Below are 25,340 nucleotides of genomic sequence, written 5' to 3' on the forward strand. Positions count from 1 at the left end.
GGAGTTGAAAATGAATGGGTTTTGAAAAAAGTAAATGCATTCAACTTACAATTACTGTGTTACTTTTAAACTTTTTCTCCGTATTAATATCGTTCATGCTATCATTTTTTATGGGAATCACGATATTTTCTACTAAATTTGGCAAACCATACATAGGTGCAGTTCTTTATTACTTTTGGTGTGCTCTCCCAATCGTTTTGATTATGCCCTCTGTGTTTTATCAAAGATTAAAGACAGGGAAGATTGGAAACATACTTATTATATCCCTAGTAAATGGTGCTCTGTTTTCTCTTTTTTCGCTATTTGTAATTCATCTGTACTTGGATAATATGGATTATTTTCCGTTGATACAATCCTCTGGGGTCGGATATGCAGTCATATTTGATAATTTAAGTTTATATTTTCTTGGAGTATTATTTTCAGCTAGTATTCTCTTAACAGGATTATTTCCAAGATTCAAATTTAAAAGGATGAAACAAGAATGAACGTCTTCTTCAAGATTATCTGCGTATGTACTTTGCTATTAATAATAATTGGATGCAATAAAGACCCAAAACTTGATGGGGCCATTAAGATTAGTCAAATGGAGAGAACCTCCATATCAGAGAAAATATTGAAACAGAATAAAGACGCCGACATTCTATGTGTCTATGGTGCACGTTTTTATAAACGCGCCGAAGATCAGGAAAAATATAGACAAGTGGATTTGAAAAAAAATCATGAGTTAGGCGAGGTAAGAAAAGAGTACAAAAATGGGTATATTTTCGAAGATTACATGGCAACTAAACTCCAAGTTGGGACAAAGATATTTACAATTCAAGGTAAAATGCAATCTGAATTGCTTCTTGTAAAGCTTGGGGAAAAATATGTTGCTTATGTATATGAGAATTAGAAGGATGTAAGAGGCATCCTAATAAATCTTAAAGTCACAGGCTGCCGAGTATACCGGCAGCCTTTTCTCAACGAAACGGCAGGTTTGTTGAGTTATTCGCCGAATAGAAGTATTAACTATTAAATGTTAATTATTGGGGGAGACGAGTGAACAAAGAACAATTTAATGAGTTAATTGGAAAACTATTTGGTGGACTTCTAAATCAATTTAATTCTGGAGAGGAATTTGCATTTTACCACTATGGTCCTGATTTAATCCGTCGAATTGGGTATGCAACAAATATTACCCCCGAACTTATTGAACAAGCCGCGCAAAAGAAAGTTGATCTTATAGTTACCCACCATGATGCGTGGGATTTTGTCTTTGGAATGAAAGAAGCCATTTTTTCGTACATTTGCCACTGGATTATGCTGAATTTGGCACATGTACTTCATTATTCAATGCACTTGGAATAAATAGTGTTATCCAACAATCAATTGAAATTGAGGGTAGAAGCCAACCTGGCATTGGAGAATTCCAAATCCCTATAAGCTTTCAAGAATTAAGTGAGCGGGTTAGTGAGGTCCTAAGTGAAAATGTGAAATCGTGGAAAAACTCAGATAAGCGAATAAAAAGAGTGGGGATTATTACTGGGGCAGGAAATTCTACCCAAAGTCTTCGTGATGCCCATTATTCAGAATGTGATGTCTATATTACTGGCGAGAAAATCTTATATACAGTTCAATATGCAAAGTTCATTAAAATGAACCTGATTGTTGGAAGTCACACATTCACAGAGATCTTTGGCGTGAGGTCCCTTTCTGAAAAAATCAAAGAGCAATACGACTACTTAGAGCTAATAGAACTAGTAGAAGATCATTTTGAATAAATTTGTTGTTAATTTAACGGATAGCTATAGGTTTAAGTAATTGATGAGAAGAAAAGGGGGAAACCGAAATGAAGACGATCAAGTGCATGATGGACCACCTGTACTGGGCAGACGGACGCATCTTGGATGCGCTCGAAGAAAGTGAGACGAAGAACAAGGACCTTCTGAAGCTGGTTCGGCACGTCGCGGTCGCGGAACGAGTCTGGCTTTCCCGATTGCAGGGCAAGGGCAGCGCACAATATACGTTGTGGGAGGAAACGGAAGACTTTACGGCAATTCGGACGATGTTCGAAGAAAACGCCGAGCGATATCGCGTCTATATCGAAGGGCTAGAGGAATCTGAGTTGGACGAGATGATCGACTATGCGAACCAGAGTAAGGTTCCGTTCCGAACATCCGTCCGGGATATCCTGTTGCAGGTCCTTTTACATGGGCAATATCACCGGGGACAGATCAACCGGGCACTTCGAATCGAATCGGCAGAGCCTGCCCAAGTCGATTACATCACGTTCGCGAGGCTCTAACATAGCCCGATTATTACCAATAAGTTAAAAACAGAGCTCAACATATGAAGCGAACGGAGGCGTTACACTTGCAATTGACTCTGGACAATATCGTCAAGAAATTCGGCGATAAAAAGGTGCTTCAAGATGTTGGATTCAGATTCCAGAAAGGAAAAATTTATGGACTGCTCGGCCGCAACGGAGCTGGGAAGACGACGCTGTTCAATTGTTTGAGCGGCGAGACAAAAATGGACGGGGGACAAGCGCTCCTTGAGGATAATGGCGTTGTGCGGGAGCTACGTGAAGAGGATGTCGGGTATGTGTACTCGCTGCCGATTCTGCCCGAGTTTCTGACCGGCTATGAATTCGTTAAGTTCTTCATGGATATTAACCGGGACAACCTGCGGCCGGACCTAAGCATCGACGCTTACTTCGACATCATGAGCATGTCCAAAGAAGATCGGCACAGGCTGATCAAAAGCTACTCCCACGGGATGAAAAACAAAATTCAGATGCTGCTCTTTCTCATTACGAAACCGCCGATCATTCTGCTTGACGAGCCGCTCACCTCCTTCGACGTCATCGTGGCGTTGGAGATGAAAAATATGTTGCGTGAGATGAAGCGCGATCATATCCTCATTTTCTCGACCCACATTTTACAGTTAGCTTCCGATCTATGCGATGAGCTTGTTGTGCTGAACAATGGCCGGCTGTCCACTGTTCCAGCAGAACTATTGCACAGTCCGGATTTCGAACAGCACGTTATTCATTTGTTAAAGGATGAAGGCCATGCTGAGAACAATTAATACGCTGCTCGCCATCCGGACTTCCTCAGCAGCCAATCGGTTTATTTATTACGCGCAGATGCTTCCACTTATCGGCAGACAGATACCGGACACCGTCTATGCCAATCTGCCTATTAAAAAAACCGTTACCGTCATCGCACTCATTCTGAATGTGCTTTGGGGACTCTTTTCCAAGCTAGCCTATACGGGGCTTTTCATTTATTTGCCTGCCGCTGCACTGGATCGGTCGCTGCCTCAGGAAGACCAATTGCAGCTGTTTTTGCACATTTTTTTGCTGCTTAGCTTCGTGGTCGCTGGTGGCACCACTGCCTCTGTTTTGGAGCCGAAACGTGAGAAATACATCGCCGTGAAGCTGATGCGGCTTTCGCCGGCCACCTATATGCGGACTTCGCTCAGTTATCGTTACTGCACATACTTTGTTTATTATATTCCTGCTCTGCTGCTATTTACTTCCTTGCTGGGTGCTTCCATTATGCAAGGGCTGGCGTTGGCGATTGTGGTCACGTTTTGGCGAGTATTCTGCGAATATATGCATCTTAAGCTGTTTGAGAAAACGGGCATTGAGCTGATCCGAAAAACCTTGTTTGTCTGGTTGATGATCGGACTTGGATGTGCGGCCGCTTATATACCGCTATTCCTTAACTGGACACCAAATAGCAGTTCAATGCTAATTGGTTTGCCTTCTGTTCTCGTCATTGCGGCATTAGGTATTTTCGCTGCGGTGCGGCTAGCCCGGTATCCCGATTACCGAACTGCGGTTGAAGTCGCTACGAAACGGGACGATCCGCTGTTGGATATCGGGCGCATGATGACGGATGCCAAGAAAACGAGTGTCCGATCCAAAGACAGCGATTACGATTTGACGACGATGCAGGCCGACATGTTCAAAACCAAGGAAGGTTATGCTTATCTGAATGCGCTTTTCTTCGCACGGCATCGCAGTCTGATAACGCAACCGGTCTACAAAAGACTAGCCATCATTGGCGGTTTTGGCGTTGTAGGTACTGTTTTTGTAGCGTTGGACAGTCAATGGGGCGCTCTTCTGAGTTCAAACCTGGGAATTATTCTTCCTTTCCTGGTTTTGATTTTGAACTTTCTGACTGTAGGGGAAAGGGTATGCCGGGCTATATTTTACAACTGCGATCTCAGTCTGCTGCGTTACAGCTTCTATCGGAATGCCGCGAACCAACATTTTCGCATCAGGCTGTACCGAATCATGGGGCTGAATTTGACCATTGCCTCCGCTCTTGGAGTCGCTCTGACGTTGTTCGCGCTGGCAGCAGGTGCGGCGGTAAATCTGGAGTTGCTTCTGCTGTGGGTGTGCCTGCTGGTGCTGGCCATTTTCTTCTCCGTCCATCATCTGTTGATGTACTATATCTTTCAGCCCTACTCGACTGAACTGAATGTGAAAAATCCTATTTTTTATATCTTGAACTTGCTCGTGTCGTCGGCAAGCGGGATCAGTATAGGAGTAAAAGCACCGGCGCTACCTTTCACTGTAGGAGTCGTGGTTGTCACACTCGTTTACTTGGCCGCTGCGTTTTTACTCGTACGCCGATTCGGTCATCGCACTTTCAGGGTGAAATAAACGAGAAAAGGGAGCAGATTGCCGTGGCAACTGCTCCTTTTTCTCGTTGTAATGAGTAGAGTATAAAATTAGTTTTAACATATCAGAGACCATCTAATGTGACATATAAATGAGGTGGATTCGACAAAATCTAGTACTATTTTAATACTTTTCTAAAAAATATATGATAATATACCGATATAAAATAATAAATATCGACAAATACCAACAATTTATAGGTATTGAGGAGGGGTGTTTTAGAACTACCTTTGTGCAACTGTTGATGAAAAACTAGGAAAAGAGGAATAAACGTTGAATAGACGTCGGAAAGCCGGATTGGCCAAACTATTAATTGCTGCATTGCTATTGCAGTTCATACCGTTCTTGCACGGCGGTTCGAGTGTAGCTCAAGCTAAAGATGTGGCTCCCGGGACTAACACAGTGCTGCAGAATACATACGGTCCTGCAACAAAAATTACGGATTATACGTGGCAGAGAGTAACAACGAATCTTTCACCTGGTGCAAGACAGGGTGCAGCCATGGTCTTTGACGAGATGGTTGAGAATGTAGTCATGTTCGGAGGTCAGGGGAATAGCGGCCTTTTCGATGAGACCTGGATTTGGAATGGCTATGAGAAAACATGGCAGGAACTTCAACATCTAACTCCTTCTCCATCAAAACGAAAGGGCGCAGCCATGGCTTATGATCCAGCCACGGGGAAAGTTCTTTTATTCGGAGGCGAGGGTCAGTCCGGCACGCTGCTAGGTGATACTTGGCTTTGGGATGGTATAGATGCCAAGTGGGAGCAAGTTCAAGGGCTTACTGACTCTCCGATAGCTCGCGGAGGCGCTCAGCTTGCCTATAACGGCGATCAGTTGATTCTGTTCGGCGGATATTCAGGCAGCGGAAGTTCCAAGCATCTTCAGGATGATACTTGGCTGTGGGATGGAACTGGCTGGACTCAGGCTACGCCTGCAGATAAGCCGCCTGCTGAGTATGGCGGGCAGATGGCTTTTGACGGCAAAACTGCTGTGCTTTACGGTGGGAACTCAGGCTCTATTACGAAAGAGTATACGAGTGAAGGTACGAAAACAACGAAAACGATCACGCACGATGACAGCTCTCCATTATTATGGAAATGGGATCGGGAAGCAAATAACTGGACTTCAATAGCTGGTCCAGAGGGGTACGGACGTTGGGGGCAGGCGATGGCCTACGATGGACGGCGTGTTGTCTTTTTTGGCGGAGAACGTGATTATGTTCATACGTATACTAACGAATTGGTTTCGAGATTAAAGCTGCCATCGAGCACGTATCCACCTACGAGGGGGAGTATGGCTTATGGCTGGAATGGAACTAAGTGGGAAACTGCTCCGTTGAAATTCTCCACCGGAGTTATGTATAAAAGTAATATGGACGATAAGGGAAAGGTTTATGAGGTCCAGGGGAAACCCAATCAAGTGCCATTCCCGTTAACCAATGCCAACATGGCGTTTGACGGCAAAAATTTCATCATGTTCGGTGGAAATCGCGATGAAATTATGATCATGGATATGGTTTTCGGCGCTAAAGTCGGTGCTGAGCCTGCAGCTATTATGAACGAAACTTGGCTGTACGGATATACGCCTCCGACAGCGCCAGGTGTTAAGCTTACGGTGGATCCGATCCTTCAGTTTGATCCAAAGCATACGAATGATATCGTCAGTGTAATTACGAATGTTTATGATGATGGAACGAAAGACATTACAGCACGAGGGGTAGAGTACCGAGAGTATTTTCCAAGTGATGGAACTACAGCAGAGAAATTCGGCGATTGGGTTAAAGTACCGTATACGGGTACAGAAGAAGGGACGAGCTCCTTTACGGTAGAATTAAAAGGCCTTACGTGGCATCAAGAATATGAAACGCGTGGCTATGCAACGAATGAAATTGGTAAGAGCTACACGGAAATAAAACGATTTATTATGAAAGATGATCCGAGTATGGTAAAACCGGATGTCGATATTGACCGCGTAGGAGCTTCAGTTCTGCATGTGAAAGATAAGATGCGATTGGTCGCAATCGGTGTAGGTATACCTAATTTACTTCGTAAACCGCTAGCAGATATTCATTACTATTTGCAAGGTAAGGACGGCACGCAATATCCCCTTATTTACAATATTATTAATGAACGCCAGTTGGAATTGACATGGAAGGATGAATTGCCGCCGGGCAAATATGATATACACCTGGAGCATGATTTCTATGAAGATTATGTATTTACTGAAGGTTTGATGATAACCGCACTAGACTTCTACAAACCAAGAAACTTTGCTAGAGTAGATGTGCCTAGCTCGTCTGCTAGCAATGAGGCAGACAGTCTTGGTCTGCAGGGGCCGTTCACGGAGACTCCAGAAGAGCCTGGTCTCTATACACTTAATGACACTACTGAACCGGTAATCATTAACGACTCGGTGATGTTCAAGGGAACGAGCCTTAAGGTGGACAAAACAAAACAACCAGCGACAATAACTGGCGATGGCCGCTTATATGTCAACGGCGGTGGAGCACTCGGTTCGAATGTGTCTTACACGATTCATGAGGGGCCGTTTACCATCACGTCAGACAAGTTCGCTTTGGATTTGAGCGGCTCGCAAGCGACGGACTACTTGAACATGGATATGCCGGTCAAAGCAAGCTCGTTTATTTTTACAAAGGACGGTCTGCGTTTAACTGGTGATCTGGAAATCGGTTTGCAAGTAGGAACTCAAAAGGTTAAGGAAACGGTGCCGTTTGATGGCCTGCAATTCCGTAACAACCGCTTTGATTTGTCGGGTACCTACACGATGAAGAATAGCTTTCAGGTGGGCCCAATCAAAGCAAGTGATACGAAATTCGTTGTGGAAAGCCGCATTCCTTATGTAGGTGTTCAGGGAACAGGCAGCTTACCAGATACGAACTTAAGTTTCGACTTAAATATGAAAACCAAACAAGGACGCTTGGATGCCGTAAGTTTTGGCATGTACAAAAAAGTGAAGCTTGCTTCGACAGGTCTACAAGTCAATTATCTATTCGGCAATGTGGACAAACTTGCAGAGAAATCGCAGATTCCTCAGAAGTTCAGTGTCACTGGATCTGTGAACGATCTTATTGTTCCTGAAATGAAGCATCCGCAGGCCAATTACAAGTTTAATCTAATCGGTACCGATTCTATTGATATGAATCTATCGAACTACGGCTTTAATGGCAGTGGAATTGAATACTACTATTGGCTGCCAGTGAAGAACATGGACATGCAAACGGTAGTGAATCCAGCAACCGCTGGAATCAAAGGATTTTCTGCACCGGGCTTTGCAACGAAAGGCGACATCAACCTTTTTGAAGTCGTCAAAGGAGCAATTGGCACGTACTCTTTTAATCAAAAGGGATTCAACGGTGCTATTAAAGGAACAGTGTATGTTCCAAAAGGGATTCCGCGTATTGGCGGAGCAACCGTGAGTAACGTTGCGCTTAGTGTAAATGAAAAAGGCATTAATGGTACTTTCAGACATAACGGAGTAGGCGCTAATCTGAAGTATACATTCAATAACAATACGATTCTGTTCGAAGTGGAAGCAGAGCCGCCTAAGAAGTCTTGGTGGGAAAAAGGTCTGGATTTCGTGAACAATGTTTCTGATTTTATGGACGCAGCAGAACCATGGCTGGACATTGCGGAAGAATTGTTCCTAAGGAATACAGATTCGGGCAAAACGTTGAATGATGTTAGAATTGCTTCTGCCAATCCGCTGAAACGAGTCTTTGATCTAACACCGGTTAGTTTGTCTTTCCAACCGGATGAGTCAGTTCATATCGATGCGAAAGCGCGCATTGTGAATGGACAGCTCACGTCAGTGGGTCAAACGCCTCTGATCACAACAGAAACGAATGCATCAAGCGGGAAGTCGACAGCTACTTTTACGGTAGATCGTTCCTACACGGCACTTATTGCCTTAAAAGGAGATCAACGAACTGCTGCACTAAAAAGTACCGCATCTAAGCAAAGTTATGAGCAGACCGTGTATCCAGAAATCAGCTATGATGCTGACAGCCAAATGACTTATATGCGTGTAGCGTTGTTTGCAGGCAAATGGAGTCTGACAACAAGCGGTAATAGTCATATCCAAGTGAATGAACTGTTATTTGCCAGCGAGGCGCTGAAGTTGGATGAATTGGCGAAGCTGTGGTCGCTAACACCAGATCGCTCGGTTACTTCTCTTACAGTGACAGAGCGTGGAAGCTACGTCCTTAAAGTTGGTGAAGCTCAAGGTGATATTATTGTCTATAAGCCAGATGGACGGCCTTATAGTTTACAGACATCACAGAACGAACCAGATTGGAATGCTTTTGAAGATAAGGGTTACGTGTACACTTTGGTGGATGCGGTTGAGGCAGGAACTTGGATGATCAGCGCAGGCACAAGTCCAAGCGCCGTATTAAACAGCGTACCGTCCAAAACGAAAATAGAGGATGTTCAGCAGTGGGTGCAAGATCAAGTTTATCCTACCGTGTTTGACATGACTCAGACAGATAATGGCCAAGCGATCGTAGAGATTTATGGCGCAAATGAACAGACCAAACTGTACACGCCAAAAGGTGATCTTTACACGCTTCAACCTAATAAGAGTTTGCCAGGAATGAATGTTCTGTATGATGAATCGCAGCAAAAGAAAACAATTTTCCTAGACGATGTTGATTTGAAGGGACAGTGGAAAGTTGTAAGCAACTCTTATACAAGTGTTATTGCCTACAAGTCAACTAGAAAGTTCAAGTCAATTAAACCATTGGCGATGGAAGGTCGATTCAGCAAATATCTTGAAATTGCTGAGAATGGCAATTATATGCTAACGGTGAGCGGCGGCAATGCTGATACTGTCATTACAGCACCTGACGGTTCGCCGTACACACTGAACTTCGATGCTCCTGATGGTAACGCCTATTTACAGCCGGCATCAGACCGAGTTTCAAGTTCAAACTCAAGCGGAGATCCGCTCCAACAGACGAAGATCTCCACACCAAATCCAGTGAATGATGGCAGGGATACACTATATGTGTCGCTCCTGAATGCGTCAGCTGGTAAATGGATAATTCAAAACGCTACAAAAGTTGATCTGCAAATTCAAAAATTAATTCCTCTGCCTGAAATTAAAGCTTCAGTGAACGCTGTGGCTGGCGTGGAAAATCGTATTCAAGTATCGTGGTCTATGGAGAATGCATCGTCTGATGCGCAAGTAACCATGATGCTAACAGACAGTGCTGATCAATGGGTTGGAGAAGTTATTCAAAGCGGGTTGCCATCATCCGGCAGTAAAGCTATTGATCTTCCGACTTCCTTGATGCCTGGAACTTATTCTCTTTCTGTTGTAGGCGAAAGTGCAGATAAAGCACCTATCCATGTTATTACGGAAGCAACTGTAGAGGTGACTGCTCCTATTTCGCTAAGTACACCTGAGCAGCCTGAGGTGCTTTCTACTGGAAATGGAGAAATATCCTTGCGTTGGGCTTCCATTGCAGGTGATGTGACAGCTTATCGCATTTGGGCTAGTGAAAGCACGAGTGGCAAAGCTGCAGTTCCAATCATGGATCTGCCGCCTCAAGCGGGAAGTGAACAGAATGCTGTTATTACCGAGTTAACTTCTGGTAAAAAATACGATATCTCTGTCTCAGCTATTGGTAATGAGCAAGGACATATTGTGCTCAGCCCGACGTCTTCAAGTGTATTGGCAGATTTGCCAGTTCCACAACCGCCAACGTTATCAGTTGCGATTGATGCTGGCGCAAAAGCAGTCGTAGAACAAGCGTACACATCATACGACGGAAATAAAGAGAAGTTGATGCTTACTGCAGCCGAACAAGCCTCCTTGAAGGTGAAGGCTGATCAAGACGCTACTGTGACTTTGTTCGTAAACGGACAGCAGCTTGGCAGCAATGAACAAGTAACAGCAGGAGGAACTGCCACATTTGTTCTGCAAGATCTGCTTGGAGTTGCGGTATTGAAAGAACGGGAATATAACGTGTTGGTTGAATCTGCGAATGAGCGCGGTGACCGCTCTACGGCATACCGCAAAGTGTTCGTTGACCGTACTGGACCGATGTTGATCGCTTCCGGTGGCAATGACGCGCAAGGCAAGCCCATTTCCCTGAATGGTATTATCACAGATATGAGCAGAATGTATATAACTGGTCAAACGGATGCGGGAGCTAAGCTTGTGGTGAATGGTACGAATGTTCCCTTGGATGAAAAAGGCAAATTCTATTACTACGCACCATTAGCGTGGGGAGCATCGACGGATCGCGTACAGTTTAAGATGACGGCTACGGACGGGGTTGGCAACAAAACCGAGTATGGATTTGAGATCATTCGAGGTATACCTGAGGCGATTCCGGCAACTCCTAGCGATCTTGCGGCACTGACAACAGGCAATGCGCAGATGAGTGCGCCGTATCAATTCGGTACAACCGCATATCAAGCAGTAGCTTATTCAGACAATGTTCGTGTGTATGCAGTTCCGATGGCTGCTACTTCGGTCGTGACGATCGACGGCACAACAGTTCCAGAGAGCGGTTATGTTGATGTTGAAGTACCTGCTGCTGGAAAATCGGTATCCATCAAAGTTCATTCTGCTAGCGCAGGTGATAAGTTCTACACACTAACTCTTGATGGAACAGGTTCCAAAGAAGCATTATTGACAACATTGAAGTTGAATAATGCGACGGCATCGCAACCGGGAGATGTACTTCCGGCGAAAGCCTTCACAGGGACGGAAGAAAACTATGCCGTTTATGTGGATAATACCGTGGACACGGTAACCTTGACACCTGGTGCAATCAAAGCCGGTTCAGGCATTAAAGTCAAAGGTCAATCCGTTCAGGGCGGGCAAGCTTCTCAGGCGATTCAGCTGCAAGTTGGCGAGAATCAAGTCCCAGTGGTTGTGACCTCACCAGACGGATCGCAAACACGTAACTACCAAGTAACTGTAGTTCGAAAAGAAAGCGGTAATGCGCAATTGCAAAGCTTGGGACTTGCTACTGACGGAGCTCAGGTGTTAGCTGACTTCAACCCAGCCGTATCCAATTATGAGGTTCTTGTACCTTATACAGCTGGTGAGTTTAAGCTTCTGCCAGTTGCTGCTCAATCGGATGCAGTCATCTATATCAATGGTCAAAAGGTAACGAACGGAACAGTCTTGTCGCTTCCATTTACGAAGGAGGCACAAACCTTTACTATTAAGGTGGAAGCTCAAGATGGTACCGCGCTCTCCTATGCAGTTTCTGTATTGCGTAAGCAGACAGTGCCTGGTCAGCCGCCATTACTGGCGAGTTTAGAGGCAGATACATTGTTGGAAGGTGCTTTCACGCCATACAAGCTTAAATACGGAACGCTTTCAGTAACTGAAAGCTACAACGCGTCTATTAAGGCAGTTACCAATGATCCAGAGGCGACTGTAACGGTGCGGAATGTAAAACGTAAAGGCGGCGGTACTTTTACTCCTGCTATTGAAATTGGAAACAATACCATTATCGTCAATGTGGAATCAGCTGATCTGAAGTCCTCTCAGACATATTCCGTCGACGTAAAACGTGTACAGGAATCTAGTGATACTAGTATCCGCCAAACGACTGTTGCAGGAAGTTCGGGAGGTTGGACATTCCAAACCAACATCGTGCGAACCCAATCGGTAGATCGCAAAGCGCTGGATACGGTGAAGTTGAGTGTCACAGATGCAAATAAGATCTTGGAAAAAGCTGCAGAGAATAAGGATCATGTTGCTCGCATCTATGTAACGGACTTACCAAATAGTCCTGCAGATGAGCGAATTGTCAGCTTAAATGCTGAAACGGTAAGCTTGCTCGCGGATGGTGGGATGGCGCTACAGTTGGTGCTGCCTGATGGACAGATCACCGTATCTGCAGAGTCATTACAGCAAATGGGCAAAGACGGAAAAGATGCTTACTTCCGAATTGTTCCAGTCCGTGCTGAGGCTGAGCGCAGCGAAGTAGCAACACGCGTGCAATCCGCTGAGCTTGTACTCAAAGATGCAGAAGGTCGATCGGTCACCATAATCGGTCAACCTGTTAAGATTGAGACCAACTATTCGGGATACAAGACGGAAGTCGTGTTCCCGCTGAATAACTTGAGTTTGCCGGCAAACGCAGCGGCGGCCAAACAAGTACTGGATGGGCTAGCTGTGTACATTGAACATAGCGACGGCGAAAAGGTGCTCAAGCAAGGAGAAATCCGTTATGATGCGGATGGCAAACCAATCGGTATTGCTATTGAGATAAGTAAATTCAGTACGTTTACCATTATTCAGAAAAATGGAGCGGGAGCGCTGAAACCTTATTTGTCCGGTTATCCAGACGGCACATTCCACCCTTCGCAAGCCATTACGCGTGCGGAATTGGCGACAATTTTGAATCGTATTGGCGCTGCTAAGTCCAATAATGCATTGGCTTCGGCACAACCTAGTGGTTATCCGGATGTTGCCAAAGGTCATTGGGCTGCAGAAGCCATTGCCAATATGCAGCGCGCAGGTGTTATGCTCGGCGATGACACCGGATTCCGCCCTAATGATGCGATTACCCGCGGCGAGATTGCCAGCATCGCTGCTAGGCTGCTTCCAGTTGGAGCAGCTGGAAACACTGCTAATGCAGGTTACAGCGATACGCAAGCACACTGGGCTTTCGAAGCGATTAAGCAAGCTTCGCAAGCAGGTATTTTGCAGGGCTATTCCGACGGCACCTTCCTGCCGGATAATCAATTGAATCGTGCGGAAGCAGTGACGATATTAAACCGATTGTTCGGGCGACCGACAGCCGACGTTAAGTCATCAAGCTGGCCGGATGTACCGCAGGAGCATTGGGCACTGCGTGAAATTGAATCAGCCTCCGGCACCGTACAAGTGTTGTCTGATGGCAGTGTATATGTGGTACCTAGTCATTAATAAGTTGTAAACACGAAAGCCCATGAGTCTAATACACTCATGGGCTTTTTGTATTTTGAATAGTAGAGAGAGTTGTATAGATTGAATGATTAATTTGAACAGGATAGTTGAATATTGACGAGGAAGATATGTTTTGAAAATGGAGTCCTGATTTTGTAAATCATTCCCATGTTTGTTGACTGTATTGGGTATCAGAAAAAGGCAACCGGATGGAGTTGATCGGCTGCCCCTTTCTGATGTTTGTATTGCGATTGGGATTATTTTACAAATTTCTCTCCGCCTGCCGCTGACGGCTCAAACGCATGGCTGACGGAAGCTTCCTCAATGTCATAAGCTGCCCAATGATCGTCCGGGACATCTGCCCAAGGAGAGTGCTTCACACCGTAAAGAGGTCCTCTACCGAGTACACGATTGATTACGGCGACAGCTTCTGCACGCGTGAGCGATTTGGCAGGGCTGAACGTGCCATCTTCGTAGCCTTTCAAGAAGCCTGCACCTTGAGCAGCTTTAATAGCATCTTCTGCCCAAAGTCCGGCCGTATCAGTAAAGCCAGCCCCAGCCTCTGTAAGGCTCACCTCGAATCGTGCAGCAAGAGCTGCCATTTCGGCCCTGGTGATCGGTTGTTCTGGTTTGAATGTCCCGTCTGCATAACCTTGCATGAATCCCATTCGTGATACTTGGGCGATGGCGTTGTAAGCCCAATAATCTGTTGCCATGTCAACATATTCGCTGCTGCTGCCTGATTCCTGCTTGGTCGCTATACGCGAGAGAATCATAGCCATTTCTGCGCGAGTAATGTGATTGTCCGGATGGAACAAGTTGTTTTCGTAGCCTTGGATGTACGGTTCATGCGAGAAGGATAATGTCTTGCCATCAACCTTCAGAAGCGCATACGTACTGAATTTACTTGTCGTAAATTGAATGCCGCGACCGCCTTCGAACGTTGTGACGATACCTTTTTTAAACTCCATAGTACCATCGCTATGTTCGATGTACACACCGATTTGCTGAATATCGGCATCACTCAAATCTCCTGGGAGCGGGAGGATGAGGGTAACCTCACGATTCTGCAGGTTAGTCACAATGTCTACTGGACGGCCAACCAGCACGGCTTTTTTGCCGCCAACAACGCTCAGCACGACAGTCGCCGCATTGGCACGTTGTTCCAAAGCTTTACCTGCATTCGAGGATTTTACGGGAACAAGGTTGAAATAAATGTCATCCTTCAAACTCTTCAGCGAGTCGTTCGGAATTTGAATTTTGACATTAGCTGTATCCAGGTCTAGGCCAAGTCCGCTGTCACTTAACAAACTGAGCGAATCTTTATTCACTACAATATTGGTTAAGGCCACGTCATCTTTGTTAGCGGGAAGGGAAATGACAGCAGATTTGGCGCCAGAAGTATGGGATTTTTTTATTAACATTTTCGTATTGTCACTCGAAAGCTTGACTTCCTCTTTGCTTGAGCCATCAGCTTGTGTCGTGCGTACGATATTTACTGCGCTGGTGTCAGTACCGCCACCTACAAAGCCACCGCCAGATTGCGGTGCAGATGGTGAACTCTCAACCGTAGCAATATCGAATTTGAACGCATCTACAAGCATATAGCTGCCTGACTTTTTGACCGCTTTCAGGGTGTGAAAGCCTTTGGAAAGTGAAGAGATATGGTAAAGACTATTTCCGGCACTTCGAGTGGTCGAATGGGCATTGATGGTATCCATCAATTGATTATCGATATAGATATCAATGTCACCCAATTCCGGACCTGTTGGTGAGAGGATCTCAATTCCGCTTCCTGTGAATGTATAGAGGAAGGAGTCTCCATTCACGGACGTTACATGAACATCATCCGCATAATCACCTTGAAAAGCAAAAGTAAGCTTCAAGTTACCGACAGTTTGAACAGCAAGGTACTCTTTTTTAATCGTCACTGTATGGCCGTTAATTTCATAATCGGTTGGAGTAACGAGTGCAGTGGTGCCGTTGGAAATGCTGCGCAAACTCTGAACGTTGCCGATGATGTTAACGCTCACATCTGCGGCTGTTTGTTTGTTGAAGTCAGCGGCAGAGATGTCAATGAGGTCAGATTGCTGTACTTTAAGCGCATCAAGCAGCATGAACTGTCCAGACTTTTTGACGGCCTTCAGCGTATGAATGCCAGGTGTCAAGTTCATAACGGTGTAGACTTCCTTTTGAGCATCGTTATGCGAATTCGCTCCGTACGTATGAGCAGTTCCGTGTAATTGACCATCGATAAAGATATCCACATCGCCCTGGCCCTGATCGATTTCAGTTATATAGGTAATGCCAGTGCCATTAAATGTATAGGTAAAAAAGTCGTTATTTTGCTCTACATAATGAACGTCCTTGCCGTAATCGTTAAAAGGACGGTTTGTACTGCGGTTCCAAGCCCCAGTGAAGTGAATATCCGGGTTGTCGTCGTTGATGTAGGTGAATCTTCCAGGGGATGCCGAGTTGCTGACGGTTATAGCCAGCGTTTGCGGTATACCCGAACTGAACATGAAAGTCAAATTCGTTAGTCCAACAGGCTGTCCGGTCAAATAGGATTTCATAATTTTCACCACACCATTAGTAACCGTATAGTCCTGTCCAGACGTTAAGGTGGCTGGGCCGTTCATAATACCTGTCAAAGTGTTACTGCCGCCAAGTGTTAGCGTGGCAGAGACGTCCGCTTGTGCGGATGTTTTCTTGTCAAAGACGGCGGTTGAAGGATAGAGCGACGTTCCAGTAACTTCGATTGTGAGAGATTGCGAGTCACCGCCTGCAAAAAAGAAGTCTAGTTGGACCGCGCTCCCCGAAGGCTGCTGGAGTAGGTATTCTTTTCTAATCGTTATAAGATTGTGACCAGTTATCGTGTAGTCTGTGTTTAGCTGCAGCGTGGTTGAGCCATTCTTAATGCCTGTCAGCGAGCTATCGCCAAAGAGAAGACTAGTGGTGATGTCAGCAGGTTGATCTTTGTTAAAATTGTTCGCGGAAGGTTGGCCTAATAACGTTTCGGTAGTCACTTTCAAAGCGTCCAGGATTAGATAATGCTGACCGCTTCCGTTTCTTACTACTCTCAACGTGTGCGTACCCTGCGGAAGATCGGCGATACGATAGACTGAATATTGCCCCGACTGCTGCGTACTTTCTGTGTCCACAGTTCCTTTCGGCTGTCCATCGATGTAAACGTCCATCCGTCCATTAGATGGACCTTGTTCTGAGAGCACATCAATACCGGTACCCGTGAAGGAATAGCTGAACTCTGGCTGCGTGCCATTGTCGGATTCTCCATAATGAACGTCAGCTTGATAATTCCCCACCGATCTTCCGCCGTTATGTCCCCACTTATTCGTATATTGGATCAAGGGGTCCGTGTCGTTAAGATAGACGGTATGAGTGACCGAGGCCACATTGGTATTTACTTGCGTTGAATATATATTTTCGCTCTGAGCAGTAGGAGCGGGGGAGGAGTCCGTTACGGCAATGGACAAGTCTTGGGCGTCGCGTGCCAGTTCTTTACCCCCATTGCGGGTCCATGTACCTGTGTATCGTAAGCCAGTGTCATCGTCATTGACGATGGATTTACCTCCCAACGCCTTTACTTTGAATAAACGCGAGGCGTGCGGCTCCAAGGAAACTGGACCATAACCAGAGGCATAGGTACCAAGTTCGGTATGGCTCCATAAGTCGCGAACGGAGGCAGAGCCACTCAGACCGATGTCGCTCCAGTTAACGGTAACAGGCGCTGCTTTATTACCAAGATTGAAAAGAGCTACCGTATAAGTGCCATCACCGTTATTGGCATACCACACTTGTTGGTTGGTCGAGGTAGATACCGGGTGTACGGGTCTTCCAGCTTGATTGACAGCGATGACTTCGTCGTTCGTAAGTAAGTCCAGACCATAGGCATCGAGGTTTGACAGGTCATCACCTGTATAGAACTGAGCGGATGAAGCCGCCCACAACGTTGCCGCCGTTTGTCTTTCGTCTTTGGTCAAACCGGAGGTAGACCCGTTGCCGACATTCAGGGAGTCGAAGTCGTTCCAGCCTCCCGGTCCAGCATCTCGCCACCAGAGTGCAGCGTCGGGGAATAAACGCGCAATATTAGCCCATTGCGTCATGCCAACCTCGCGGTCGTAGGATTCCACATCCCAATTGACCCGCCAGCCATTAGCATACTTTTTCCAATAATCCACATAGTTATGGTCAAGTGCCCAGGACAACTCAAACCAAATATTGTGTCTACTAAGCGCCGTTGACCAGGCTTTAACATCATCGCGTGCATCGATACTGACATCGTTGTGACCGGAGCCAGGAGTTACACTATCGAATTTGACAAAATCTACACCCCAAGAGGCGATCTCATCCGCAACGGAATCAATATATTTTTGTGCACACGGATTGCTGAAATCAATTTTGTAGCCGATGTTCCAGTAATCAGCGAACTTGTAAGGTTTTACAACAATGTCACCGATCGTACAACCAGGTGCGTTATAAATAGGCAAGTTCTGGGTTACCGCGTCAGGCGAGACACCGGGGATGAGATATAGGCCTATTTTCTGCCCATTACCGTGAATGTAATTGACGAGATTCTTGAAACCTCCCGGATAAAGCGTCGTGCTTGGCACGGGTCTGCCGTATTCATCCATGCTGCCGTTCCAGCCTGCATCGATATTAATATAGTTGTATCCATGTGCCTGAAGTTTCTCGTGCATGGCGTCGGACATCTTCTTGATCTTGGCTTCGGAAATCCAATTACCAGATGGACCATCGTAGACCTGCATACTGTAACTGCTCCAGCCCATATACGGCTTCTGTGCTAAGCCATTGTCGGCTGCCTTGACCACGCCACCGCTAGACGGGACGTAGCCAATCTGAGCGATGACAACGATGGCGAGCAGCAATCCCAGCCAGAGCTTTCTTCGGCGTTGCAATCTGCTTTTCATCTTCACTTGTCTCCTTTGTAGTTGAACTAATTTCTATATGTAAGCGTTACCGCACTTGCACACGACCGATTATATAAGATAAATTCTGAGCATTGATAGGTACACTTCTGCATTAAACCGTACAATTACCCAATTTTGACAAGAATTAGATCTCATTTCTATAAATTGCTTGATATACATACTGCAAAAAACCGTATTATAAGAGTGTAGATATATTGGGATTTATTCCATTGGGCTCAACACTTGCGGGTAGAGTAGGACCTCCCTTATAATTTAGATCTATAAGGGAGGCGGTAAATATGGCAAATCATTTTGCCGGAATAAGAAGCGACTCATGCAGAGCCTTTCATTAGGGCGATCTTTGCATGGGGTGATTCGTTTATGGTGATCGCCCGAGAAAAAATCGTTTCTAATCATGGGGCTTTGCAGCTTATTTTATTTTTATCAAAAATAAGGGGCTGAAAGCTATGAGTCAACCATTCATTAGAAACCATCAATACAACGAGATTAAGAAGCTGATCGGTCAGTTACAAAGTGCCTGTAACTCCGTTTCCAATTTGAAAGTGGTCGAAGCGGTTCGCAATGATACAGAAGCGAAGATAAGCGGATTGTTTTCGGACTTAACTGATTTTCAAAAACAATTGCTTGTGAACCTGAAACAGCTACAAACCACTGCGGACTTTCAGCGATATCTGCATGCCTTGGAGCCTTATGTAGCAGTGGAATATGCGGATGTGACGGAGAATCAAATAAAGAAACTTTTCCCTAAGCAAAAGAAACTGAAAATACCTGATCTTAACGGTATCACTAATAGATTCGCGACATACCTGGGCTGGACCGATATTGCAACGAATAAGTTATTTATTGTTTATGATCTGAACGGAAGGCTAAACGGCATTGAAGGGAAGTATACGCCGACTAATAAGAAAGGCGTTTGCTTTGTGTGCAATCGGCATGCGGAGGTCGCGCTTTTTACTGCTGTGACGAAGTGGAAACCGGAAGGTGTATCGCCAGATTATTACAGGGCTATAGGTAATTATTTGTGTGTGCATAGCGAGGTTTGCAACAAGAACATAACGGATGTCGACGTATTGGAGAAATTCTTTCATGGCGTGTTGGTCGGTCCGTAACGAACGCTATGTTATTCAAAGGGCTATAACAGCCAATAAAGACAAAGCCACTCCAGCCAATGGAGTGGCTTCTTTGCATTGAAAAGCTATGTCGGCAAACAGCCTGCGCACTCAAACAGACCGGCGTACATTGCTTTCTTGTTAATGAAACCTCTAGCATGAAGGCCTAGCCATTAATAGCCATAGGATCAGACTTTCCCAGTGAAAGCAAGAACCTCCCATACACTAAGATACATACACTGTAATAAGTTGGAATACATTACATTAATCAGCGGTGTTGAGGAGGGGTAGCGTTGAGATATACAGTGCAATATATACCTCTAAGTAAGATTAAGCAGGAAAGTACCGATACGAAGGCCTCGCCACGTAAGAAGGAGTTAAAAAAAGTGGCACAGGACCTTATGCAATTACTAATTGTGCAAAAAAGCAAGAAAGATGGTGGCTATATTATCCAAGACGGACACCATCATTTCGCTTTCCTCAAAAAGCACACAAATAAAAATCGGGCTGTGTGTCTCGTAGATGAAAGCAAGATTTCAACTAACTTTGGCAATCTTGTTAATCGATTTCGAAAACGACAACTGCCTTATGAAGTTCCTTACCTAAAACCAAACCGGTTTGAAATTAACAGTTGGACGATCATTCGTAAATTTTTAAAGCAGGAACCACGTTTCAGAACGCTATCCCGCAGACAGCAATTGAAGGTCATTCGGCTTGGTATGCAATACAGGAAAACAACGGTGCAATCTATGCAAGCCAAAGTAGAAGACATTTTAAAAAGACGCTAGCCGATTCAAATCCGCATAAAAGTAAATATTTGTTACATGATTGAAATCTTATTTTCATCTGCTATTAATCATTCAGGACTATAATAAAAGACGACCCCCTTTTAAAATATAAACCTTTAGACCCGCGGCCCGTTGCTGTGGGTCTCTTTTTTCTTTTAAACGAAAGGGAAGGATTATTCCAAGTATTTAGAGAATTACCAAACTTATTAAGTAGATCATGAGGGGGGATTTGACTGGAGATTCAAGCTGTTTTTATTGATCGTGATGGAACATTAGGCGGGAATGGTCACTTCATTCATCCTCGAGATTTTGCGTTATTCCCTTTTTCTTTAGTCGCATTGCAGTTATTAAAAGAACATGACATTAAAATATTTGCCTTAACGAATCAACACAACATATCTAAGGGACTAGTGACGGAACAAGAATTCCAAGAAGAATTCATTAGTTATGGATTTGATGCCGCATATGTATGTCCTCATGAGCCTGAAGAAGGCTGTGAGTGTCATAAACCACGACCTGGCATGCTTCAAAAAGCTGCGACAGAGCATGAATTGAATCTTCGTCATTGCGCTGTTATTGGTGATGTAGGTTCGACAGATATGCTTGCAGCTGCCGCAGTGGGATCTATAAGGATTCTTGTGGAGACAGGCTGGGGGAAACAGTCATTGGAAAAATACCGGCACAAATGGTATGAGCAAGCATCACCAGATTATGTAGCGAAGGACCTGTTAGATGCAGTGAAATGGTTGATTGGCAACAATAGTTAACTAGTAACATGGAAAAGCAGCCAACATCAAAAAATATTTTCGCATGATGTAGAAATTCATAGGTCTGGATCGTCATTATAGTGAAGACATGAAACGCCCCATTATGAATGTTGAGAGGAGCAATAACCATGAACTACACACTGCTTATGTATGAAACGACAGAGGATTTTGCCAAACGAAACGATCCGATTCACAAGGAGGCATATGCTGAAAGCTGGGCTGGAAGCGGCGATTCAATCCGTGCATGCCCAGCGTGCCTGGACGGGCCGAACGGAATGGAAAGCAATCGCGTTGCTGTACGAGGGGCTCGTACGTATCGCTCCAACTATCGGCGCTATCGTCGGCCGGGCGGCAGCCGTTGCTGAGGCGCGCGGGGCCGAAATGGGGATGGTGCTACTGGAAGAAGTTCCGGCCGAAGCAGTCAAGAACTATCAACCTTATTGGGCACTGAGCGCCCATTTGTTCAAGCGGATGCAGAGGTTCGAAGAAGCCCGTAACGCATATAGCCGTTCAATCGGACTCTGTATGGATCCTTCCATTCGCGCGTACCTAGAGAAGCAAGCTGGAGAATGTTAGTCAAGTCTGTTTTCTCTAACTACTCTAACTTCTCTGGCTTCGACTTCGCCATTTAATTGTTCGGCATAGGCACGCATCAGATCGTAATCGTGATTAAACGGGAGCTCCGACATGTGTGACGTTTCATGCTCTTGAGGAATTGTTGTTTCATCCTTCAAATTGCCCACCCCTTCCTTTATTAGGAATTAGGATTTCCTATAACCGATTTGTTATCCACGCCGTGTCATGGAGAGGCTAACGAATGCTATAGGCATTTATTCCTCTACATACATCATTTTAACGGTCATACCGCCATCTACCGTAAGATTCTGACCAGTAATGAATCCTGCCTTCTCGCTAGCTAAATAAAGACAAGCCGCTGCAACATCTTCTGGCATGCCAACTCTGCCTACTGGATGCTGACTTTTATCCGTTTCCGTGTGGGTAAAGCTGCCCTCGTCCCTTACTTCAATCCACCCTGGAGATATCGCGTTGACGCGAATTCCATAACCACCTAAACTAATGGCCATCGCATGGGTCAGTGCAGAGATGCCTCCTTTGGAGGCTGAATATGCTTCGGTATTAGGCTCCGACATCACGGCTCTGGTTGACGAGAGATTAATGATGGCGCCTCCCCTTGCTTGTGCTTTCATGATGCGGGCTGCAGCCTGCGAGCAGTGAAAAGTACCTCCCAGATTTACGGAAATGACCCGCTGAAATTGCTCTGCGCTAAGCTCCAACACATCGGTATTATGCATAATACCAGCATTATTCACCAACACATCGATGCTGCCCAAAACGGAAGACGTACGTTCCAACCATTGTTCAACTTCCTCCTTTTTGGAGACGTCGACCTTCATGAAGAGTGCATCGTCTGTAAAGGGGCGTAGAAGCTCAATTGTCTCCAACCCTCTATCTTGATGAACATCTGCTATGGAAATGCCATAACCTTCTTGGGCAAAAGAAAGCGCAATGGCTCGTCCTATACCTTGACCTCCGCCAGTAATGACTGCGATTTTTCGCATACGAATCACCTCAATTTCTATTTTTCAACAGTGTAACACACCTGCTGCTTTAACATACATGTCTCCCCTTGACTCTAACACTGGTGTCAACGTTTATACTGAGATTATCTCGAGCAGAAATGTACCAGAAAGGAAGTGTGATACGTAATGAATATTACACCACAAGAAGAAAACATGATTAAAGCTCTTCGTGAAGCTGCATTGCCCCCTTTATTTGTGCTCATACGCATTAGAAATGATATTTCAAATGACACTGTAAATGTCGAAGAGGGCCGAAGAGAGGAAGTCGTGAACACGTTAGAAAAATTCATCGCCCCCTATGGGAAGATTATCATAAAGATCGGAAATGAAACTGCCGCGGAAGGATGACGGTAGATACAAGGATAGACATAAATAGTCCCGGTGAGCTAGTACAGTCACTGGGGCTTTTTTCGTCAGCAATCATTCATAAAGGACCAGTCGAACAAATGATCAAAAGGGGTGAGTTACTACGGGGACAACGGATGACCACCCTTTCTGAACAAATGAATATAGACGGATATTTCCTCCGCTTACTAGTATTAAGTTGTAAACGTCGCTCCGGAAGGATGCGGCGGGCATGATTCATTAGAGAGAAGGAGTGAACGACATAATGGCTGCAATCGATTATTCAGCACATAAACAGGCTGACACACAAGCGAAAAGGAGAAGATTGAATCGCCTGACGGGGAAGCTGCTTAAGGATCGGTGGCTATATCTGATGCTGTTGCCGGGGATTGTCTACTTCTTACTATTCAAATACGGTCCCATGTGGGGAATTGTAATTGGTTTTCAGGATTACTCTCCATTCCAGGGGATGTCCGGGAGTAAATGGGTTGGTTTGAAGCACTATATCAGGTTGTTCACCGAACCAACATTTTTTACGATACTGAAGAACACGTTGGTCTTATCGCTCGTTAATCTGGTTGTTGTTTTTCCGATGCCGATTATTGTAGCGCTTATGCTCAATGAACTGAGGAAAGAAAAGTTCAAGAAAGCGATACAAACGCTGATCTACATCCCTCATTTCATGTCTTGGGTGATCATTATCGGCATGTTCTATGTCCTATTTGAGTCGCAGGACGGCGTATTTCAAAAGTGGATCGTTTCACTTGGTTTCGAACCTTTCACGCTTATGATGGACCCTGATAAATTTATCCCGATGTATATCTTGCAAAATATATGGCGCGATACAGGATGGGGGACCATCATCTTCCTTGCAGCTCTGGCAGGAGTGGATACCCATCTATATGAAGCGGCACGAATGGACGGCGCAGGTCGGTTACGTCAAATGTGGCATATCACGCTGCCGTCGATACGAAGCACTATATTGATCATGTTTATTTTGCATCTTGGGAATATTCTTGAGCTCGGATTCGAGCATGTCTACTTGCTTCTTAATTCGCTCAACCGAGAAGTAGCTGAAATATTTGATACGTATGTCTATACAGCCGGCATCCTGAACGGAATGTACAGTTATTCAACGGCCATAGGTGTGTTCAAATCAGCGGTTGGCCTTATTCTAGTCGTAATTGCCAATCGGTTATCCAAAAAATTCGGTGAAGAGGGAATTTTCTAAGGAAGGGTGATACACATGATTCACGATCGAAGTTGGGGTTCTCGTTTATTTGACATTATCAATTCAACAATTCTGATTCTGTTTGCGCTAAGTACACTGCTTCCCTTTATTCATATTGTTAGTTCTTCATTCGCTAGCCCGACGGAGAAGTTAACGAAAGATTTCGTACTCTTTCCAACACATTTCACGCTGGATGCGTACCGTTTTATATTCTCAACGGACCGTATTCTGAACAGTCTTCTGGTAACTGTTCTGATAACAGTGGGCGGAACCATCGTTAACCTGGTCATGACTTGCTTGATGGCTTATCCACTTTCCAGAAGAGATTTGATCGGACGTAGACCGATTATGATGATGGTGATTTTCACACTCCTGTTTAGTGGAGGCATGATCCCCACGTTTCTGATCGTGAAAGCTTTGGGACTACTGGATTCCATGTGGGCGCTCATTATTCCGAGTGCAATTAGTACCTTTAACCTCATTATTCTTAAAAACTTCTTCCAGCAGATGCCGGACGGCATTGAGGAATCAGCTAAAATCGACGGTGCGAATGATCTTAGTATCCTTATACGCATCATCCTTCCGCTCTCGCTGCCGGCGCTTGCAACATTCGGTTTATTCTACGCAGTTGGCCACTGGAATACGTTCATGTCTGCCATCTTGTATATCCGAGATACCGACAAATGGCCGATTCAAGTGCTGCTTCGATCTTTTGTTCTGTTATCCGAAGGCCGGATAGATGATGCTGCGAACCTAGACGGGGATATCCAATTGCCGCCAGAAACGGTGAAAATGGCTGTTATTACGGTCGCTACGCTACCAATCCTATGCGTTTATCCTTTTTTACAAAAGCATTTCGCGAAAGGTGTTATGATGGGTTCTATCAAAGGATGAATAATCTAGAGCCCATTTAACCATAGCATTCCTATCAA

At 45.1% G+C, this 25,340-nt stretch carries 15 protein-coding genes and 1 pseudogene; 13 read left to right on the plus strand and 3 right to left on the minus strand.

Going from position 1 to position 25,340, the window contains the following annotated elements; translation table 11 throughout:
- Positions 1-481 precede the first annotated feature (481 nt).
- The 6 genes and pseudogenes from HQN88_RS19785 to HQN88_RS19810 all read left to right on the plus strand — a co-directional run bounded on the left by HQN88_RS19785 (position 482) and on the right by HQN88_RS19810 (position 13,597).
- Complete coding sequence (locus HQN88_RS19785) at positions 482-892, plus strand: hypothetical protein (protein ID WP_173115735.1); 411 nt, start codon at positions 482-484, stop codon at positions 890-892.
- Positions 893-1,038: 146 nt separating this feature from the next.
- Positions 1,039-1,760 (plus strand): annotated as a pseudogene (locus HQN88_RS19790) (Nif3-like dinuclear metal center hexameric protein).
- Positions 1,761-1,828: 68 nt separating this feature from the next.
- Complete coding sequence (locus HQN88_RS19795) at positions 1,829-2,284, plus strand: DinB family protein (protein WP_173115738.1); 456 nt, start codon at positions 1,829-1,831, stop codon at positions 2,282-2,284.
- Positions 2,285-2,352: 68 nt separating this feature from the next.
- Positions 2,353-3,069 carry an ABC transporter ATP-binding protein gene (locus HQN88_RS19800; protein ID WP_173115740.1) on the plus strand — a complete coding sequence of 239 codons (717 nt, stop codon included), beginning with the start codon at positions 2,353-2,355 and terminating at the stop codon, positions 3,067-3,069.
- Positions 3,053-4,657, plus strand: coding sequence for a hypothetical protein (locus HQN88_RS19805; protein ID WP_173115742.1), 1,605 nt, complete (start codon positions 3,053-3,055; stop codon positions 4,655-4,657). The genes HQN88_RS19800 and HQN88_RS19805 overlap by 17 nt, the downstream gene beginning before the upstream one ends.
- 291 nt (positions 4,658-4,948) lie before the next feature.
- A complete protein-coding gene (locus tag HQN88_RS19810) occupies positions 4,949-13,597 on the plus strand; it encodes a cadherin-like beta sandwich domain-containing protein (RefSeq protein WP_173115744.1) in 8,649 nt (2,882 codons plus the stop codon).
- Between the two features lie 257 nt (positions 13,598-13,854).
- Here the strand turns inward: HQN88_RS19810 and HQN88_RS19815 are convergent, their stop codons facing one another.
- A complete protein-coding gene (locus tag HQN88_RS19815) occupies positions 13,855-18,546 on the minus strand; it encodes a X2-like carbohydrate binding domain-containing protein (protein WP_173115746.1) in 4,692 nt (1,563 codons plus the stop codon).
- Positions 18,547-19,013: 467 nt separating this feature from the next.
- On the opposite strand from HQN88_RS19815, the gene HQN88_RS19820 reads away from it, so the two are divergent.
- From HQN88_RS19820 to HQN88_RS19835, 4 genes are all read left to right on the plus strand, one after another.
- The gene (locus HQN88_RS19820; RefSeq protein WP_173115748.1) at positions 19,014-19,676 is read left to right on the plus strand and encodes a FusB/FusC family EF-G-binding protein; all 663 of its coding nucleotides are present in this window, start codon (positions 19,014-19,016) and stop codon (positions 19,674-19,676) included.
- Between the two features lie 293 nt (positions 19,677-19,969).
- On the plus strand, positions 19,970-20,464 hold the full coding sequence (locus HQN88_RS19825; RefSeq protein ID WP_173115750.1) for a hypothetical protein: 495 nt from the start codon (positions 19,970-19,972) through the stop codon (positions 20,462-20,464).
- A 239-nt stretch (positions 20,465-20,703) separates the two neighbouring features.
- Complete coding sequence (locus HQN88_RS19830) at positions 20,704-21,231, plus strand: HAD-IIIA family hydrolase (protein ID WP_274319287.1); 528 nt, start codon at positions 20,704-20,706, stop codon at positions 21,229-21,231.
- Positions 21,232-21,435: 204 nt separating this feature from the next.
- A complete protein-coding gene (locus HQN88_RS19835; protein WP_173115752.1) occupies positions 21,436-21,807 on the plus strand; it encodes an RNA polymerase sigma factor in 372 nt (123 codons plus the stop codon).
- Here the strand turns inward: HQN88_RS19835 and HQN88_RS19840 are convergent.
- Entirely contained in the window at positions 21,804-21,965 is a 162-nt protein-coding gene (locus HQN88_RS19840; protein WP_173115754.1) for a hypothetical protein, read from the minus strand. The genes HQN88_RS19835 and HQN88_RS19840 overlap by 4 nt on opposite strands.
- Positions 21,966-22,061: 96 nt before the next feature.
- Positions 22,062-22,811: an SDR family NAD(P)-dependent oxidoreductase gene (locus HQN88_RS19845; protein WP_173115756.1), complete on the minus strand. Its 750-nt coding sequence runs from the start codon at positions 22,809-22,811 to the stop codon at positions 22,062-22,064.
- Positions 22,812-22,958: 147 nt separating this feature from the next.
- On the opposite strand from HQN88_RS19845, the gene HQN88_RS19850 reads away from it, so the two are divergent.
- From HQN88_RS19850 to HQN88_RS19860, 3 genes are all read left to right on the plus strand, one after another.
- The gene (locus HQN88_RS19850) at positions 22,959-23,180 is read left to right on the plus strand and encodes a hypothetical protein (RefSeq protein WP_246320346.1); all 222 of its coding nucleotides are present in this window, start codon (positions 22,959-22,961) and stop codon (positions 23,178-23,180) included.
- Between the two features lie 262 nt (positions 23,181-23,442).
- Positions 23,443-24,408, plus strand: a complete 966-nt coding sequence (locus tag HQN88_RS19855) for an ABC transporter permease (RefSeq protein ID WP_173115758.1) — start codon at positions 23,443-23,445, stop codon at positions 24,406-24,408.
- Positions 24,409-24,423: 15 nt separating this feature from the next.
- The gene (locus tag HQN88_RS19860) at positions 24,424-25,302 is read left to right on the plus strand and encodes a carbohydrate ABC transporter permease (RefSeq protein WP_173115760.1); all 879 of its coding nucleotides are present in this window, start codon (positions 24,424-24,426) and stop codon (positions 25,300-25,302) included.
- The last annotated feature ends 38 nt before the right edge of the window (positions 25,303-25,340 follow it).

This window comes from Paenibacillus qinlingensis, from assembly GCF_013204845.1.
GTDB classification, from domain to species: domain Bacteria; phylum Bacillota; class Bacilli; order Paenibacillales; family NBRC-103111; genus Paenibacillus_E; species Paenibacillus_E qinlingensis.

Excerpts from the sequence above, each read along its gene's own strand:
- HQN88_RS19860 (WP_173115760.1), top strand. The coding sequence starts at position 24,424 with ATGATTCACGATCGAAGTTGGGGTTCTCGTTTATTTGACATTATCAAT.
- HQN88_RS19850 (WP_246320346.1), top strand. The coding sequence starts at position 22,959 with ATGAATATTACACCACAAGAAGAAAACATGATTAAAGCTCTTCGTGAA.
- HQN88_RS19785 (WP_173115735.1), top strand. The coding sequence starts at position 482 with ATGAACGTCTTCTTCAAGATTATCTGCGTATGTACTTTGCTATTAATA.
- HQN88_RS19805 (WP_173115742.1), top strand. The coding sequence starts at position 3,053 with ATGCTGAGAACAATTAATACGCTGCTCGCCATCCGGACTTCCTCAGCA.
- HQN88_RS19845 (WP_173115756.1), bottom strand. The coding sequence starts at position 22,811 with ATGCGAAAAATCGCAGTCATTACTGGCGGAGGTCAAGGTATAGGACGA.
- HQN88_RS19815 (WP_173115746.1), bottom strand. The coding sequence starts at position 18,546 with ATGAAAAGCAGATTGCAACGCCGAAGAAAGCTCTGGCTGGGATTGCTG.
- HQN88_RS19855 (WP_173115758.1), top strand. The coding sequence starts at position 23,443 with ATGGCTGCAATCGATTATTCAGCACATAAACAGGCTGACACACAAGCG.
- HQN88_RS19795 (WP_173115738.1), top strand. The coding sequence starts at position 1,829 with ATGAAGACGATCAAGTGCATGATGGACCACCTGTACTGGGCAGACGGA.
- HQN88_RS19835 (WP_173115752.1), top strand. The coding sequence starts at position 21,436 with ATGCTGAAAGCTGGGCTGGAAGCGGCGATTCAATCCGTGCATGCCCAG.
- HQN88_RS19820 (WP_173115748.1), top strand. The coding sequence starts at position 19,014 with ATGAGTCAACCATTCATTAGAAACCATCAATACAACGAGATTAAGAAG.